The sequence below is a fragment of the Vibrio sp. Y29_XK_CS5 genome (assembly GCF_024181835.1).
Classification (GTDB): domain Bacteria; phylum Pseudomonadota; class Gammaproteobacteria; order Enterobacterales; family Vibrionaceae; genus Vibrio; species Vibrio harveyi.
The window spans coordinates 1,511,637-1,526,926 of record NZ_JAMZAM010000001.1; the positions used below are offsets into that span (position 1 = coordinate 1,511,637).

At 45.3% G+C, this 15,290-nt stretch carries 13 protein-coding genes; 6 read left to right on the top strand and 7 right to left on the bottom strand.

All coding sequences use genetic code 11. The annotated features are described in order from the left end of the window. Nucleotides 1-69 precede the first annotated feature (69 nt). The gene (locus tag NL647_RS06815; protein ID WP_253649877.1) at nt 70-1,074 is read left to right on the top strand and encodes an adenosine deaminase; all 1,005 of its coding nucleotides are present in this window, start codon (nt 70-72) and stop codon (nt 1,072-1,074) included. A 76-nt stretch (nt 1,075-1,150) separates the two neighbouring features. Here the strand turns inward: NL647_RS06815 and NL647_RS06820 are convergent, their stop codons facing one another. Both NL647_RS06820 and NL647_RS06825 read right to left on the bottom strand, forming a co-directional pair. Next, nucleotides 1,151-2,785, bottom strand: a complete 1,635-nt coding sequence (locus NL647_RS06820; RefSeq protein WP_114321629.1) for a diguanylate cyclase — start codon at nt 2,783-2,785, stop codon at nt 1,151-1,153. Between the two features lie 148 nt (nt 2,786-2,933). Continuing rightward, a complete protein-coding gene (locus tag NL647_RS06825; RefSeq protein WP_050921329.1) occupies nt 2,934-3,863 on the bottom strand; it encodes a LysR family transcriptional regulator in 930 nt (309 codons plus the stop codon). A 168-nt stretch (nt 3,864-4,031) separates the two neighbouring features. On the opposite strand from NL647_RS06825, the gene NL647_RS06830 reads away from it, so the two are divergent. From NL647_RS06830 to NL647_RS06840, 3 genes are all read left to right on the top strand, one after another. After that, the gene (locus NL647_RS06830) at nt 4,032-4,526 is read left to right on the top strand and encodes a hypothetical protein (RefSeq protein ID WP_017189544.1); all 495 of its coding nucleotides are present in this window, start codon (nt 4,032-4,034) and stop codon (nt 4,524-4,526) included. A gap of 3 nt (nt 4,527-4,529) precedes the next feature. Then, the gene (locus NL647_RS06835) at nt 4,530-5,519 is read left to right on the top strand and encodes an efflux RND transporter periplasmic adaptor subunit (protein WP_005452689.1); all 990 of its coding nucleotides are present in this window, start codon (nt 4,530-4,532) and stop codon (nt 5,517-5,519) included. A 135-nt stretch (nt 5,520-5,654) separates the two neighbouring features. Beyond that, on the top strand, nt 5,655-6,128 hold the full coding sequence (locus tag NL647_RS06840) for a peroxiredoxin (protein ID WP_253649878.1): 474 nt from the start codon (nt 5,655-5,657) through the stop codon (nt 6,126-6,128). A 70-nt stretch (nt 6,129-6,198) separates the two neighbouring features. On the opposite strand, the gene NL647_RS06845 is transcribed toward NL647_RS06840, so the two are convergent. From NL647_RS06845 to NL647_RS06860, 4 genes are all read right to left on the bottom strand, one after another. Continuing rightward, a complete protein-coding gene (locus tag NL647_RS06845; protein WP_253649879.1) occupies nt 6,199-6,903 on the bottom strand; it encodes a class I SAM-dependent methyltransferase in 705 nt (234 codons plus the stop codon). Between the two features lie 198 nt (nt 6,904-7,101). After that, nucleotides 7,102-7,509, bottom strand: a complete 408-nt coding sequence (locus tag NL647_RS06850; RefSeq protein WP_005452696.1) for an SPOR domain-containing protein — start codon at nt 7,507-7,509, stop codon at nt 7,102-7,104. 154 nt (nt 7,510-7,663) lie between these two features. Beyond that, nucleotides 7,664-9,601, bottom strand: a complete 1,938-nt coding sequence (locus NL647_RS06855) for a tetratricopeptide repeat-containing diguanylate cyclase (RefSeq protein WP_038897827.1) — start codon at nt 9,599-9,601, stop codon at nt 7,664-7,666. 287 nt (nt 9,602-9,888) lie between these two features. Then, nucleotides 9,889-11,058 (bottom strand): D-alanyl-D-alanine carboxypeptidase family protein, encoded by a 1,170-nt coding sequence (locus NL647_RS06860; RefSeq protein ID WP_017818550.1) that lies wholly within the window; start codon nt 11,056-11,058, stop codon nt 9,889-9,891. Nucleotides 11,059-11,515: 457 nt separating this feature from the next. Between NL647_RS06860 and NL647_RS06865 the strand changes: the two genes are divergently transcribed. Continuing rightward, nucleotides 11,516-13,123: a BCCT family transporter gene (locus tag NL647_RS06865; protein WP_005452704.1), complete on the top strand. Its 1,608-nt coding sequence runs from the start codon at nt 11,516-11,518 to the stop codon at nt 13,121-13,123. 130 nt (nt 13,124-13,253) lie between these two features. Here NL647_RS06865 and NL647_RS06870 read toward each other — a convergent pair whose 3' ends face one another. Beyond that, complete coding sequence (locus NL647_RS06870) at nt 13,254-14,216, bottom strand: NAD(P)H-dependent oxidoreductase (RefSeq protein WP_009697049.1); 963 nt, start codon at nt 14,214-14,216, stop codon at nt 13,254-13,256. A 129-nt stretch (nt 14,217-14,345) separates the two neighbouring features. Between NL647_RS06870 and NL647_RS06875 the strand changes: the two genes are divergently transcribed. After that, the gene (locus NL647_RS06875; RefSeq protein ID WP_038897824.1) at nt 14,346-15,245 is read left to right on the top strand and encodes a LysR family transcriptional regulator; all 900 of its coding nucleotides are present in this window, start codon (nt 14,346-14,348) and stop codon (nt 15,243-15,245) included. Nucleotides 15,246-15,290: the final 45 nt, after the last annotated feature.

A 15,290-nucleotide genomic window follows, 5' to 3' on the forward strand; every position in this document is an offset into this window, starting at 1 on the left:
TTCTCAATCTATACCTATCCTTAGAGTAATTGCATCCACAACAACCATAAGAAAAAGTGGGAGTTTATTATGAACGCATTTATTCAAGGTCTTCCAAAGGTAGAGTTACACTTACATATCGAAGGTTCGCTAGAGCCAGAACTGTTGTTTGAACTGGCACAACGTAACAACATAGACATTCCATACGAATCGCCACAGGCACTGCGCAAAGCGTACGAATTCGAAGATTTACAGTCTTTCCTAGATATCTATTATCAAGGTGCTAACGCGCTGCGTACAGAACAAGATTTCTATGATTTGACTTGGGCATACTTAGAGCGCTGCAAAACCGACAACGTCATCCATACTGAGATCTTCTTTGACCCACAAACCCACACCGACCGTGGCATTGAGTTTGAAACGGTCATCAACGGTATTCACCGAGCAATGCAAGATGGTAACGAGCAGCTAGGTATTACGTCTCAAATTATCGCATGCTTCTTGCGTCACCTATCGGAAGAAAGCGCCATTGAAACGCTGCAATCAATCATCAAACATCAAGACAAAATCATCGGTGTAGGTTTGGACTCTTCAGAACTCGGTCACCCGCCAGAGAAATTCAAACGCGCTTTCCAACAAGCAAAAGCAGCAGGTTTACTCACCGTGGCACACGCAGGAGAGGAAGGTCCAGCACAAAACATCATCGATTCTGTCGAGATGCTGGGCGTTAGCCGCGTTGACCATGGTGTTCGCTGTGTTGAAGATGCTTCATTGGTAGACGCGCTTATCGAAAGTAAAATGCCACTCACGGTGTGCCCGCTGTCGAACATTAAGCTTTGCGTGTTTGATGAAATGGAGCAGCACAACATTGTCGATTTGCTGCGTAAAGGTGTCGCGGTAACCATTAACTCGGATGATCCGGCGTACTTTGGTGGTTACATGACGGATAACTTTATGGCGGTCAGTAATGCACACCCGATGACGAAGGCAGAGTTGGCTCAGTTTACGATCAATGCGATTAATGCGAGCTTCATCAGCGAAGCACTTAAAGCCAAATACCGTGCTCAAGTCGCTGATTACTTAGCGAATCACTGATTATAAATACAAACCAATAAGGGCTAGATTGCTAGCCCTTATTTTGTTGTTTGCTATACCTATTTCGCTACGCACCTCATGATGCGTCTCGCTCGGTTTTAATACAGTTTCTTCCCGCATTTTTCGCAACATAGAGCGCCTTGTCTGCTCTTGCGACCAGTTCATCAAAACTGTCTTCTAACTCTAATGTCGCAATACCTGCACTGAAAGTCACTTTCGAAACGGGGCTGAAATCCTCATCCTTAAGCGCCTCTAACCGGCTTTGCGCCCATTGCTGTGCCTTCTCTAAAGATACCTTTGAAGCGACGATGACAAACTCCTCCCCACCCCAGCGTGCCAACATCCCTTCTTCCAAAGGGTCTTGAGCGAGAAAGTCAGCAATATGCTTTAGTACATCATCTCCAACATCATGTCCAAAGGTGTCGTTGACCTCTTTAAAATGGTCGAGGTCGAGTAAAATCAATGACACAGGCCAACTGTGCGCTCTGGCCTTCTGAAGCTGCTCGTGGACTTTGGTGATCAGTGCACGGCGGTTAAATAAGTTGGTGAGCGGATCATGCATCGCCAACCATGTAAGCTTGTGGTTGTTTGCATTGAGCAGATTGACCGAATACGCCAACTCTTGGTTCGCTGTGTTGAGCTCTTGCGTTCTGAGTGCGACCACTTCTTCTAGCTTTCTATTGTGCTGATGGATTTCATCAAAGGTGTTTTTAAAGACATTGGAAAGCTGGCCGATTTCATCTTTCGAATCGTAGCCAGAAAACGTGGTGTAATGGTTGTTGACCGCGTTTTCAACGTCGTACGTCAACTCCAAAATCGGTCTTGTGATGGAATTGGTGAGATAAAACACGATCGGCATAAAGACAACAATCACCACCGATGAAGTAATCGCAACGTCTTCCAGTAGCTCATTGATATCGAGGAAAATATCGGACTCTTCCGTAGTCACGAAGAGCGTCCAATTAGGTAAGGTGTCGATTTTAGCAAAGGTCACGATCTTGGCTTCATTCACCTTTCTGTCGTAGTAGTGGCCGTGTCCGACATTTTCCCAATTGGTTTGCACTGCAATGTCCGCAAAACCTTCAAACCCAACTCGCTCACCTTCAAATATATTGGCGTGCAAAATCAGAGAGCTGTCGGGGTGAGAAACCACCGTTCCACTGCTATCAGAGATCCAAGCATAACTGCTGTTGCCTAACTTCACTTTCGACAAACGCTGTGCGAGGTAGTCTACGGAGATAGAAACACCGACAATCCCTTTCCAGTTATCCGCTTCGTCATACACGGGCACACCAAGGGCCACAACGGGCGTTTTGACCAGTAAGCCAACGTGCGGTGCCGTGATGTGATAGTCCGCGCTCTTCCATCGAGCGTCTTCTACAAATTCTGGCCACTCAATTTTGATGGTTCTGCTTTTGTGATCAATTAGATTCCAATGCTCATCGACGAAAAGCGTATTAATCACGGACTTCTTAGACATGCTTTTGAGCCATTTAAGCTCTTCGACAATAAAGTCGATATCCCCTTCTTGCACACGTTGATGGCCACTGATGGTTTGCAATGACGCCACATGTCGTTGCAGTTCTTGACTGATGACGTCTGAATGAAGGTTGGATAATTGGATGGAGTTTTCTAGGGCGACACTAAAGATCCGTTGCCGCTCTTTAAAGTACAACACGGCGAAAAGAATCAGGACGAAACAAATCGTCATTACTGAGTACGTAACGACAAACTTGGTTCTCACACTTCGGAAAGCAAACCCCGCGATATACACAAATGTCCTTATCAAGTGTATGGATATGCATATAGTCTAGTTTGTTAATAAAGAGTCTGCTATGTGGTTTAGCGCAAAAATTGGCTTAAATTGAATGATTTATTACGAATTTCTCAGCAGCTAATAAACACTGCTCACGTAACCATTGATGGCTTGGGTCATTAGTGCGAGAGGGGTGCCAATACATCGCTACATCGATCGGATCTTTCATGAACTCAGCTTCAAGTTCTCTGAGGTGATACAAATCTCGATATTGCTCCAGTAAGGTTTGTGGCATCAAAGCAAGATAATCACAGCGTTGTACCACTGGCAGTATCTCGATAATACTTCCCGCCTGCCATGCCACTTGGCGCTTCCCTAGGATCTGCTCATTCTTGATGCCACGGCCAATCAAATAACCGTTTTGTTGGTCAAACTGAGAAAGCGTCACATGCTTCTCGTTAAGGTACTCTTCTACGCTGATGGTGTTGCCTTGTAACCGAGGATGATCCTCTCGGCACACCACAGTGAGTTTATCGGACATCAAAATCTGTGAACGCAAATGTGGGTGTAAGTTCGTCTGAGCTTCAATCACCAAATCGCACTGCTGTGACCTCAGCAAGCTAGTTAAGTCCATAGTGAAAAGCGGCTCAATCCGCGTGTTTGCTTTCGGTGCTTTTTCGTTAAGTAAGGCTGAAAGCTCTGGCAGCAAAGTAAAACTGAACACACTAAGGGAAGAGATCACAAAACGCTTATCGCACTCAGCAGGATCAAACCGAGTATGTTCTGGCAGCATATATGCGATGCTCTCTACTGCACTCGCTAATGTCGGGTAGATATCAACTGCAAACGCCGTTGGTGCAACGCCGTGGCTTTCACGAATGAATAACGCATCCTTAAACACCTCACGAAGCCTGACTACCGCTTGGCTGACCGCAGATTGACTCACACCCAGACGTTGCGCCGCTTTGGTGTAACTCTTCTCTTCCACAATCGCCACAAAGGTCGGGATAAGACTGTAATCTGAGTGCTTCATAGATTATGTGTTCTCTAATATTTTCATGCTGACATGAGCTCAACTTATATCATATATCACTCAACTTATGGCGTTTTTTCATACAATTCCGCGCATGTGATTACAAAAGACAAAACAATAATCACGCGCTCAACGTTTTACCCTCACACATTGACAAAAGGTATAACTATGAACGTCATAAAAGCCATAGGTCGTGTCATTTTTGCGATTTTTATGGTGCTATTAAAGTTCTCACTTTTCATGGCTCTAATGCTCGGTGGAGCTTACTTGCTTGCGCCTATGGGTACGATCAATTCGAAAGATATTGATATGAGCTTGTTTACCAATACCCCTAACGACACCATGATGGTGATCTTCAACTCCGAGTACTTCAGCGGTTATCTATTTTCCGTCACCATAGCGCTTGCCCTTTTTGTCATCTATTTGCTATGGCAGATCCACGAAGTTGCGGTACATCGAGCTCAAGAGAAGAAAAGCTCTCATATCCAATTGGTATTTGCGCTTTCTCTATGCGGTTTGTTCATCCATAAAGCGTGGTGGGTGCTGGCGTTAATCATTGCGTTCGCCAACTGGGAACACATCGGCAGCTCACTGAGCAACATCATTCGCAATAGTCGATTGGCTTCACAGCAACAAACAACGACCAAAACAGCAGGGGAATAATCCATGAAAGAGGTAATGATTCCGTACATTCTGATCATGTGGATTTTGGTTTCGACAGGTGCGATAAAATGGACGTTCAAAAGCGCATTTTGGATTATCTCTGGTGGTGCATTTATTCTGGTGGTATTAGGGATACTCTCACGCCTTTGGGCTCCGGTTGATTTGACCTACTCATCCACCGTAAAAGCACCTCATTCGGTTCTTTCTCCCCTATTTAGAGAACAGATTGACCACATCTATGTCGACCACAACCAAGAAGTGAAGAAAGGCGATGTGATTTATACCCTTGTCGATACCACCTCCTTGGCAGATGTAGAAAAAATTAAAGCAGGCATTGTTCAGCAAGAAGAAAATGTGGCGCAGTTGAAGCGCGACATCATTCGCGGCAAAACATCACCAGAGATCTTTAAAGGTCGAGACATCGAATACTACGAGTCTCAACTGCGCGTTGCAGAAGCCTCGTTAAAATCCCTGCATGCCGACCTGCAAAAGACCCAATTTGAGCAAGAGCGTAAGACAGTTCGAGCGCCTTATGATGGGCAAGTTGCGGTAGTGAATGTCGCGGATGGGAGTCGTGTCGGCAATATGCACATCTACGATACGTCACGTAAGTTCTTAGAAATGCGTATTCCAGACCAAACCTACCGCTATGTTGAAAAAGGACAGTTTGCCGAATTTTACGTCGATGCTTACCCAGGCGAAGTATTCCGCGCTCGCGTACACAGCATTACGGCAGGCACTGGGGAATCCTCTGTCTCACCATTGCAAGGACCACAAAGCGTCCGTCAGCATGTCGGCGCAAATACCAGTAGCCATGGTCGTACCGTGATTCTAGAGATCTTCGAACCGGAAGGCAAAACCATCCCGATCGGAGCCACTGGTTCAGCATGGATTGCAGCGAATAAGCCACACAGTTTGTTCGGTTTCATTGACGTTATCGGCGCAGCAACCGTCCGACTTCATTCTTACAAGTCTTATCTAAACGCAATGTAAAAATAAACAAACCGTCCACTGAGGCGGTTTGTTTTTATGATGCCAATTAAGACCTTACATTTCTTCCGTGGTTAGCCCGTGGTTTTAGCGCTAGACTGAGTGGGCTAAATAAAGCTACCCAAAAGGAAGAAAATCATGATTCAACAAGGTCAAGCACTGCCAGCGGCAACGCTAAGCGAACTGACTGCCGATGGTATGGTTAACCACCAAGTGACAGAACTGTTTGCGGATAAGAAAGTGGTTCTGTTTGCGGTTCCTGGAGCATTTACGCCAACGTGTTCAGAAGCGCACTTGCCAGGTTATGTCGTATTGGCTGACCAACTTAAAGCGAAAGGTGTGGACCTGATTGCTTGTGTTTCTGTTAACGATGCATTCGTGATGCAAGCTTGGGGTGAAGCGCAAAACGCGTCTGAGTTATTAATGCTTGGCGATGGCGACGCAAGCTTTACCAAAACACTGGGCCTAGAAATGGACACCGGCGCTTTTGGTGGCGTTCGTTCACAGCGTTACGCGATGATCATCGACAATGGTGTGATCACCACATTAAACGTTGAAGAGCCAAAAACATTTGAAGCAAGCAAAGCGGAAACCATTCTCGCAGCACTTTAAGCTCAGCGCTAAGATCACAAAACGGAAGCCTCTGCGCTTCCGTTTTTTCTATCTTAACTCACTGATTTTACTAGCTCAGCGCCACACATTTAATGAAGATGAAGTTCGGGAATGTCGCCAAGCGTTGGTAATGTTCTTCTGAGATTTCACGAATCTTCTCATTCACCTTACCTTCTGAGATCGCCAACATCGCCATGCCAGCCCCACTGATCGCATCGGTAATGTCTTGCAAAGAGCGACGATAGAATGCCACAGGAACTGGCTCACCAACGGTGTTCCACATATCTTCTACGAGCTCTTTGTCGTAATAATTGCCTGAAGCAGAACACTCAAAATCCGCAAATGGATGATGAGTCGAAAATACGAACTGACCACCTGCTGTTAACACACGTTGGATATCATTAAACAAAGGGCGAAGATCTTCGATGTAATGAACCATGAGCGGACAAATAACAAGATCATATTGCGCATCTCGCTCTTCTGGTAAGCCTAACGCCAAGTTTTGCGTATAAGCTGTAACTGAATCACCCAACTTACCCTTAACGATATCAATCATCTCTTGCGCAGCATCAATACAAGTCACAGAGCTTGCGCCTCGCGCCAATAGAAGCTGTGCGTAAATACCCGAACCGCAGCCTAAATCCAGCACCCTTTTACCTGTAACATCACCGATAAGTTCAAAGGTATTTGGACGCTCAAAGTGCGCGTTGTACAGGTTATCTTGTGCTGCCACATCGTATTGCTTTGCGTAGGTGGTGTACATTTCTTGCTTCATGGTGACTCCAACAGAAAAAGTGGGATGCGAAGACTAAAAAATACCCGATAACAAGTAAAGTCAAAAGCGCGTTAGAAGCGTGATCTTGCGTGTACATTGGAGAAGATCGGTGACTGATGGTTCTATTGAGCCTTTCCAACCAATTGCAAAGGCTCTATATGTAACAACAAAGCGCTTATTGGGATGACGAGAACAGTACTAGCGCATACGTACTACACTGGTTTCTTGCTTGCGTTGCATTTCAGCAAACGTCATGACGAAAGGAGAAGATTGCTTAACTCGGCTTGGTAAAGAAGAGAGTGCACTGTAGGCATCTTGCTTGGTCTTGAAGTCACCCACCGTCACTGTGTACCAACGAGTGCCGCGGCTGTTTTTCCAGTTCACCCATACCGGATGTTTCGGGTCAATGTAACGAATGTACTCTTTGACATCTTTTTCTTTCTTCAATGCCAACACTTGCATGGTGTAATGGTTTGGGTTGAGGTAGCCGTAAGCATCTTGTGATGACATTACCCCCACACATTGCCCCGTTTCTACAGGTTGATGCTGAGGCATAACACAGCCAGTAAGTGACATAGCCAAGGTCAAAGATAGAATCTTGCGCACGCGTAACTCCGTTTTTGTTCTGAATGGTTCTCTTTAAGAGTGCTCTACGCTGAGTAGGCGACCGCAACGACAGAAAAATGAAGCACAAAACAAAAACGGCAGATTGAACGCTTCAATCTGCCGATTCGTTTACAAGCAATGTTGCCAATCTTCTTTATCGTCCGTCAGGAAATACCACCTGATTCTTACCGTTTTGCTTCGCTTCATAGAGGCTTTTATCTGCGCGGCGGAAATATTCGTCGTTGTACGTGAAGGTATCAATCTGCCCACCATGACTTACCCCAACTGAGGTAGTGATGTGCAAACTTCCCTCTTCGGTTTCGAACAACGCGTCATCAATGTGCTGACGAATTTCTTCGAGACGTTTCGCTAGGTCATCGGTTGCTCTTAATAGCATCAAGAACTCTTCACCGCCCCAACGAATCAACAACTCTTGGGCATGAACATGAAGCCTCAATCGTTCTGCAAAACCCTCCAAAACGCGGTCGCCCGCCTCATGTCCGTGAATATCGTTAACGTCTTTGAAATTATCAATATCAAACAACACAACGCGATACTCTGTTTTTGCATCTAACTGCGCAGGGTGATCAATCTGATCATAGTAAAAGCGTCGGTTATGCAATTGAGTCAGTGGGTCAAGCAAAGAAAGCTGATGAAGCTCTTGGTTTTTGCGCTGCGTCGCTAAGACTTTAGACACCGTAAGCGCCAGTACGACAGCACAAACCGCTATCCAGATAATCGCAATCTGAAAGCGCAGCTTCTCTTGATCCAGCTCCGATTCCGCCAAACGTTTTTCTACTTCCAATACGTCTCTTTCACGCTGGATGTGCTCTGTCGCAAACGCCTGTTCTAAATCATACACTTTGCCGAGTAACTGCTTCTTACTGTTAGCAGAAAAATGCTTAAAGGAATTCAAAGCGTTCTCATACTCGCCAAGTTGTTCGAAGATCTTTGCCTTCTGTTCTTCAACTCGAATCAGCCAACGTTGATGCTCTATCGAACGAAACGCAGCCGCACTCAATGCCGCACTTTGCATCGCCTTATCTAAGTCTCCGAGCGCCAATTGAGACTTCGACATAATCAAATAACACTGTCCATATTCAATTGGAAAATCAGCAGCAGAAGGCAACATAACACACTGCTGCGTAGTTTCGAGCGCTTTAGTAAACTGCTTTTCCAACAACAGCATGTCAGCTTTGCCTTTCAGCTGGATTAGATGATGGCGAAGGTTCGTTGAGGTTGCCTTATAGAACTCTTGAGATTTCTCATAAGCAGCACGAGCGAGCTCAACGTTACCCTGTCGGTTATAAACATGCGCTTCGTTGAGATACAGAATCTGTAGCCCTCGCGCTTTATGCCCTTGAGCGTGACGCTTTAGATAAATCTGCTGCGCTTTTTGGATGAACTCTAACGCCCTATCCCAGCTTTCAATATGCAGATAAAGCAGCCCTAGGTTGTTATAGATTGTCCCTTTGTACGCCTCTTGCCCCACTTTATTGGCGATATCTATTGCATCAAGGAAATAGCGCTGGGCATCGACTAATTGATTGGTCGCATTATTTAGCGCCCCCGCGATATTGTAGAACCGTGGCAATAGAGAGTTAATTTGCTCTTTTTTAGCGATATCAATGGCAAGTTTTATCTCAGTCAATCCAACATCATTACGCCCGTGCAAGGTGTGCTGCATGGCACTGTCTGCCAAAAGTACTGCATCAAGCCAAGGTTGTTCAGTTTCACGAGCGATGGTCTGGAGCTGCCCACGATACTCTGCCGCCAGTTGTGGCTCATCGTTCGCACGAGCAACACGATATTGCTGATACAAGGCGTAGGATTTTTCAAGCTCAGTCGAAAAGGTGTTGCCGATTGCAGCCAGTGCTTGTTGTGCGCGTTCCGGATCACTGTACGCCAATGCACTGACATCCAGCAATGCCTCACCTTGAGCTGATTTAGCAAGCAAAACCTGAGGATCTTGGCTGATGATTTGTTGAATATTTTCACTTGGCGAATCCTTACGCCAGTAATCGTGTAAAGCAAAAGCGACCACTACCCAAAGCAGTGCCGCTAGCAAAGTGACAACATAGCTTTTTCTCACGAAGTATTACGTTCCATCTCGATTGTATTAAGAATTTTCTTTTTAGAAGCATCTGATTTATAAGCGAACAATAACATCAATCCGATACATTCCCAAGTGCGCATAAGAATCGATTTTTATATAAATGTCACGGTCATATAAATGTTGCTCTAATGGCAAGATTTCCTGTCATCCTTGTATTGGCGTTGTGGGAAACCATTGGGAGAAAAAACTGAGCTTTAAATAAACAAAAAGCCGCAACTTAAAACTAAGATGCGGCTTCAAATAAAATCAGAGAAAAAAGAAGGTTAGAACCAGCTTGCAACCAAACGCTTGAACCAATCCACTAGGCGCTTAAAGATACCGCCTTCTTCTACTGGCTCAAGTGCGACGAGATCCGCTTCTTTCACTACATCACCATCCACTTTATATAGGACTTTGCCAACAATTTGATCTTGTTGAATCGGAGCCATTAGGTCGCCGTTGTATTCCACTTCTGCTTCCAACTTGTTCACGTCACCTTTCGGTAGCGTTAGGTAAATATCGCGTTCAACGCCAACTTTAAGTTCGTCTTGGTTACCCATCCAAACACGTGCTGTTGCGACTTCTTTACCCGCTTGCGTTGGCACAACAGTATCGAAGAAACGGAAACCGTAACTCAGAAGCTGTTTGCTCTCTGATTCACGTACACTTGGGCTTTTTGCTCCCATAACAACCGCGACTAAGCGCATGTCGCCATTGGTAGCAGACGTTGCAAGGCTGTAACCGGCACCGCTGGTGTAACCCGTCTTCATACCGTCAACGCTCATACTACGGTCACGCAGCAAGCCATTACGGTTGTATTGAGTAATGCCGTTGTAGGTAAACGACGTTTCACTGTACAGCGGGTAGATATCAGGAAGATCACGGATGATGGCACGACCCAGCGTTGCGATATCACGCGGGGTTGAGTACAAACCGTCACTGTCTAGACCATGTGGGTTGGTAAAGGCAGAGTTCGATAAACCAAGCTGGTTCGCCCAGCTATTCATCAAACCAACAAAGCCAGCTTCACTTCCGGCGACGTGCTCAGCAATCGCGACACTGGCGTCGTTACCTGATTGCACAATCAAACCGCGGTAAAGATCGGAAAGCGAAACCGAGGTACCAACTTCGATAAACATTTTTGAAGAATCAGGGAAGTTCTTCGCCCACGCATTGCGGCTGATCACCACTTCATCGTCTAGGCTAATGTTGCCTGACTTCACCTCTTGCCCCGCGACATAAGCGGTCATCAGCTTAGTCAAACTCGCCGGGTTTAGGCGTTTGTCGGCATCACGTTCCACCAGCACAGTGCCAGTGTGGTAATCCATTAAAACATAGCCTCGAGAGCTTAACTCTGGGGCATTAGGAACAACGGTAGGAGCAGCAAAACTAAACGCAGAAACAGCGGTCAAGGTGGTCGCTAACGTAGCATTGATTAAAGTGTTTTTTCTCATAGCAGCATTCTGTGGCTTACAAATTAAGTCGAGTATATGGAAACGCTGTTCAGTTACAGCAGCTCTGTTACGATTGGTTACGTTTACTCGATATTTGTCGAAAAGAATGCGAAGTCGGTTGGAGTTTGTGCTTATAAGTTAGCCAAACGTGTCTATCGAGAATCACGCGAATTTGTTACCACTCACGTGCTTTGCCCCTCCCTTTTGAACAAACCTTCCTCTACAACAAAAAGCAAATATTTACACATCAAAACATTACACCTCATTGCATTTTCAACCAAATATCACATTAAAACGTAGTTAATGCCTTTAAATAAACCATCAATTTGCATTGTTTTACACAAAACATTATGATTGCGTCGCATTTTTTAATTTGAACTCAAAACAATTGGAGGGCGGTTTTAGTGTTTTTCTTACTCAAGAAGGGCACATTTAATAAAGCGTACATGTTGTATTTATGGATAATGCACTAAAAAAATATAGTATCGACACTACCGACTATCAGGTTGGTCAAGATAACGTTCAAAAATGGGGATTTGATATCCACAATCCAGTATTTGGGATTAGTGCTGGTCTTGTTCTTCTCTGTCTTGCTTCTCTATTAATCGTTGATCCTTCAACAGCCCGTGATGCCTTAAATGGCGTAAAGAACAGCATCATTTCTGACTTCGATGTGTTCTTCATGTGGTCAACAAACTTCTTCATCGTATTTGCTATCGCAGTCTTACTGTCACCACTAGGTAAAATCCGCATTGGTGGTAAAGATGCACAAGCAGAACACTCAACCGTTTCTTGGTTATCAATGCTCTTTGCCGCAGGTATGGGTATCGGTCTTCTGTTTTGGAGTGTCTCTGAGCCAACGGCTTATTTCACTGACTGGTATGGCACGCCCCTGAATGTTGAGCCTTACACAGAGGAAGCGAAATCCCTGGCTATGGGTGCAACCATGTTCCACTGGGGTATTCACGGTTGGGCAATTTACGCCATCGTGGCACTTTCGCTGGCTTTCTTCGCCTTCAACAAAGGCTTACCACTTTCATTACGCTCTGCGTTCTACCCGCTATTTGGTGATAGAGCTTGGGGCTGGTTAGGTCATGTCATTGATATTCTTGCGGTACTTTCAACCCTGTTTGGTCTTGCGACTTCGCTTGGTCTGGGTGCACAGCAAGCAACGAGCGGCATCAACCATGTATTTGGTCTGGATGGCGGCATTGGCATGCAAATGATCGTTATCGCATTCGTAACCTTTATTGCCGTACTTTCTGTTGTTCGAGGCATCGACGGTGGCGTTAAGCTACTGAGTAACATCAACATGGCGGTGGCATTTGCTCTACTGGCTTTTGTGCTATTCATCAGCTTTGATGTAGCAACAACGTCGATCTGGGATACCACAGTCGCATACGCAAAAGACATCTTCGCGCTGAGTAACCCTCACGGTCGAGATGATACCGAATGGATGCATGGTTGGACGGTCTTCTACTGGGCGTGGTGGGTATCTTGGTCACCATTCGTCGGTATGTTTATCGCTCGAGTTTCGAAAGGTCGTACGGTTCGCGAATTCCTATTCGCTGTTATCGTTATTCCAACCACAGTAACACTGATTTGGATGGCAGTATTCGGCGGTATCGCACTTGATCAAGTGGTCAACAAAGTCGGCGAGCTGGGTGCGAATGGTCTTACAGATATCTCACTAACCCTTTTCCACGTTTACGATGCAATGCCGTTTAGCTCGGTCATCTCGGTATTATCTATTGTTCTGATTTTAGTGTTCTTTATCACTTCTTCAGACTCTGGTTCACTGGTTATCGATAGCATCACTGCTGGTGGTAAAATTGATGCGCCGGTACCACAACGCATTTTCTGGGCATGTATCGAAGGCTCTATCGCTGCGGTAATGCTGTGGATTGGTGGTAAAGAGGCCTTGCAAGCGCTTCAATCCGGGGTGGTGGCAACAGGTTTACCTTTCACTTTTGTTCTATTGCTGATGTGTGTCAGCTTGATCAAAGGCTTGAGATCGGAACTACCTGCCTATCAGAACACCGCGCGGGAACAATCTGTTGCTTAATTTAAGCCGCACATAATCTAGAGAAAACGAGCGTCAATATGGCGCTCGTTTTTTAGATATTAAACAAATAAAAAAAAGCCCTAAGCATCTGGGCTTAGGGCGAAAGCAATGAATTGCTAGCTAAGGGCCGTTAACTCACCACTGGAACAACGCTGTATTCATGAATGATGACTCGTCCACTCTCATCAATCGACACTTGCCATGTCTCATTAACGTTTAAGTTGACTGCTTCACCTTTCATCATCGAATCATCATAACTGTCTGCTGTTAATCGAATACGCAGTTCCACTTGAAAACGATCACCATTAGGTTTCACTTCGATCTGCTGAACGTCGTGGTCACAGTTTGGTTTAAAAGTCGAACGGGCAATCGCATACCAATCACGAAAGCCATCATGACCTAAAAATTCACCTTCTGGCATCGACCATTTCACGTCTTGCGCTAACTTGTCTGTGAAGAACTCCGTCCCTTCTTCTAAAACATCAAATTTGGCGAACCACTCAGCAACAAATGTCTGCATACGGCTCTCTGGTGAAGCGGTGATTTCTTCAATCTGTGCAGCTAAGCGGCTCGCATGATCTTTTGCACGTGCTTGCACTTCTTCCAACTTGTTATACACATTTGGAATGTACACCATACGATGGGTATAAACTGGCTTACGATAGTTCATACCCGCCAAATAAGCCGTTTGTTGGAATGGGTAAACAAACTGCTCGATAGTAAAGTGGTTGTAACCAAGTGGATCGTAAGACTCTGCAGGTCCACCAATCGTAAATGACAGAATGAAGTCTTTGCCTTTTAGCTTGTCGCCTTCAGGACCGTAAGCGAAGTTAAAACTGAATACATCATCTACCCACTTTTTCAACAACGCCGGTGCTGAGTACCAGTAAAATGGGAATTGCAACACAACCACATCAGCACTCATAAGCGCAGTTTGCTCTGCCTCAACATCAATTTGGTAGTTCGGATACAGAGTGTCTAAACGACGAACTTCAATATCACTAAGCCCTGCTTTTAGCTCGTCTAGGATAACTGTGTTGGTGTATGACTCATCTAGGTTTGGGTGACCTGAAATTACCAGTACTTTGCTCATCGTGATTCCTCTGTTTCGAAGCGTTAACCGATGGAGAGAATACGCTGGAGTAACCTTTAGTTTTAGATGCTCTTTACTTAAATTATTATTAGGTAGAAACTAACAATAAACGCAACACTAGGATGAAACATGAACGGCACCACCTACAATCAATTAATGATGTTCCATACTATTGCACAAGAAGGCAGCATCACCGCCGCAGCGCGTAAGTTAGAAATCGCACCACCATCGGTGAGTCAGGCACTAAAAATGCTGGAAGAACAACTCGGCTTGCCATTATTTACCCGCACCACTCGTCGCATTGAGCTGACAGAAGCAGGGCAACGCTTATACGATCGAACACTGACTACCATGTCTGATCTTAACCTCGCAGTCGAGAGTGTAAGTGATTTGAGCCGAGTGCCATCGGGCAAAGTTCGTATCACGGTGCCACGCTTTGTTTATCAATCTTTGCTCAAACCTATCTACATTGAGTTTTGCCAACGTTATCCCGATATCCAGTTGGAAATTTCTGTTTCCGATAAAACTGTCGATATCATTCGTGAAGGGTTTGATATGGGTATCCGCTTTGGCGATAAAGTGGAAGAAGGAATGATTGCACGTCAGCTCACTCACCCAGTGAAAGAAGCGTTATTTGCATCACCAAGCTATGTCGCGCAGTTCGGCTTACCCAATACGCCAGAAGACTTAAAAAAGCATAAGTTGATTCAATACCGCTTTATCTCTTCTAATCAAATCGCACCGCTGAAGTTGAACAACAAAGGGGAAGCCATCACCATCGACATGCCAAGCGCGCTGATCGTCAACGACACCGATCTCATGGTTGACGCTGCCATCAACGGGTTAGGCATTGGTCGTATTGTGACGCCTATCGTACAAGAGGGCTTTCGCACTGGAGAGTTGGTGCCTGTGCTTGAAGAATATTGGCAGCCCTATTCTGGCTTATATGTTTACTTTCACAAGAACACCCAAAAAGCTAAGCGGGTTCGTGTGCTTATCGACTTCTTAATCGAGAAAACACACCACTAGGGATCAAAAAAAGGAATGCACAAGCATTCCTTTTTCGTTTAGTAC

Excerpts from the sequence above, each read along its gene's own strand:
- NL647_RS06840 (WP_253649878.1), top strand. The coding sequence starts at position 5,655 with ATGATTCAACAAGGTCAAGCACTGCCAGCGGCAACGCTAAGCGAACTG.
- NL647_RS06875 (WP_038897824.1), top strand. The coding sequence starts at position 14,346 with ATGAACGGCACCACCTACAATCAATTAATGATGTTCCATACTATTGCA.
- NL647_RS06865 (WP_005452704.1), top strand. The coding sequence starts at position 11,516 with ATGGATAATGCACTAAAAAAATATAGTATCGACACTACCGACTATCAG.
- NL647_RS06835 (WP_005452689.1), top strand. The coding sequence starts at position 4,530 with ATGAAAGAGGTAATGATTCCGTACATTCTGATCATGTGGATTTTGGTT.
- NL647_RS06825 (WP_050921329.1), bottom strand. The coding sequence starts at position 3,863 with ATGAAGCACTCAGATTACAGTCTTATCCCGACCTTTGTGGCGATTGTG.
- NL647_RS06870 (WP_009697049.1), bottom strand. The coding sequence starts at position 14,216 with ATGAGCAAAGTACTGGTAATTTCAGGTCACCCAAACCTAGATGAGTCA.
- NL647_RS06845 (WP_253649879.1), bottom strand. The coding sequence starts at position 6,903 with ATGAAGCAAGAAATGTACACCACCTACGCAAAGCAATACGATGTGGCA.
- NL647_RS06815 (WP_253649877.1), top strand. The coding sequence starts at position 70 with ATGAACGCATTTATTCAAGGTCTTCCAAAGGTAGAGTTACACTTACAT.
- NL647_RS06860 (WP_017818550.1), bottom strand. The coding sequence starts at position 11,058 with ATGAGAAAAAACACTTTAATCAATGCTACGTTAGCGACCACCTTGACC.
- NL647_RS06820 (WP_114321629.1), bottom strand. The coding sequence starts at position 2,785 with ATGACGATTTGTTTCGTCCTGATTCTTTTCGCCGTGTTGTACTTTAAA.
- NL647_RS06830 (WP_017189544.1), top strand. The coding sequence starts at position 4,032 with ATGAACGTCATAAAAGCCATAGGTCGTGTCATTTTTGCGATTTTTATG.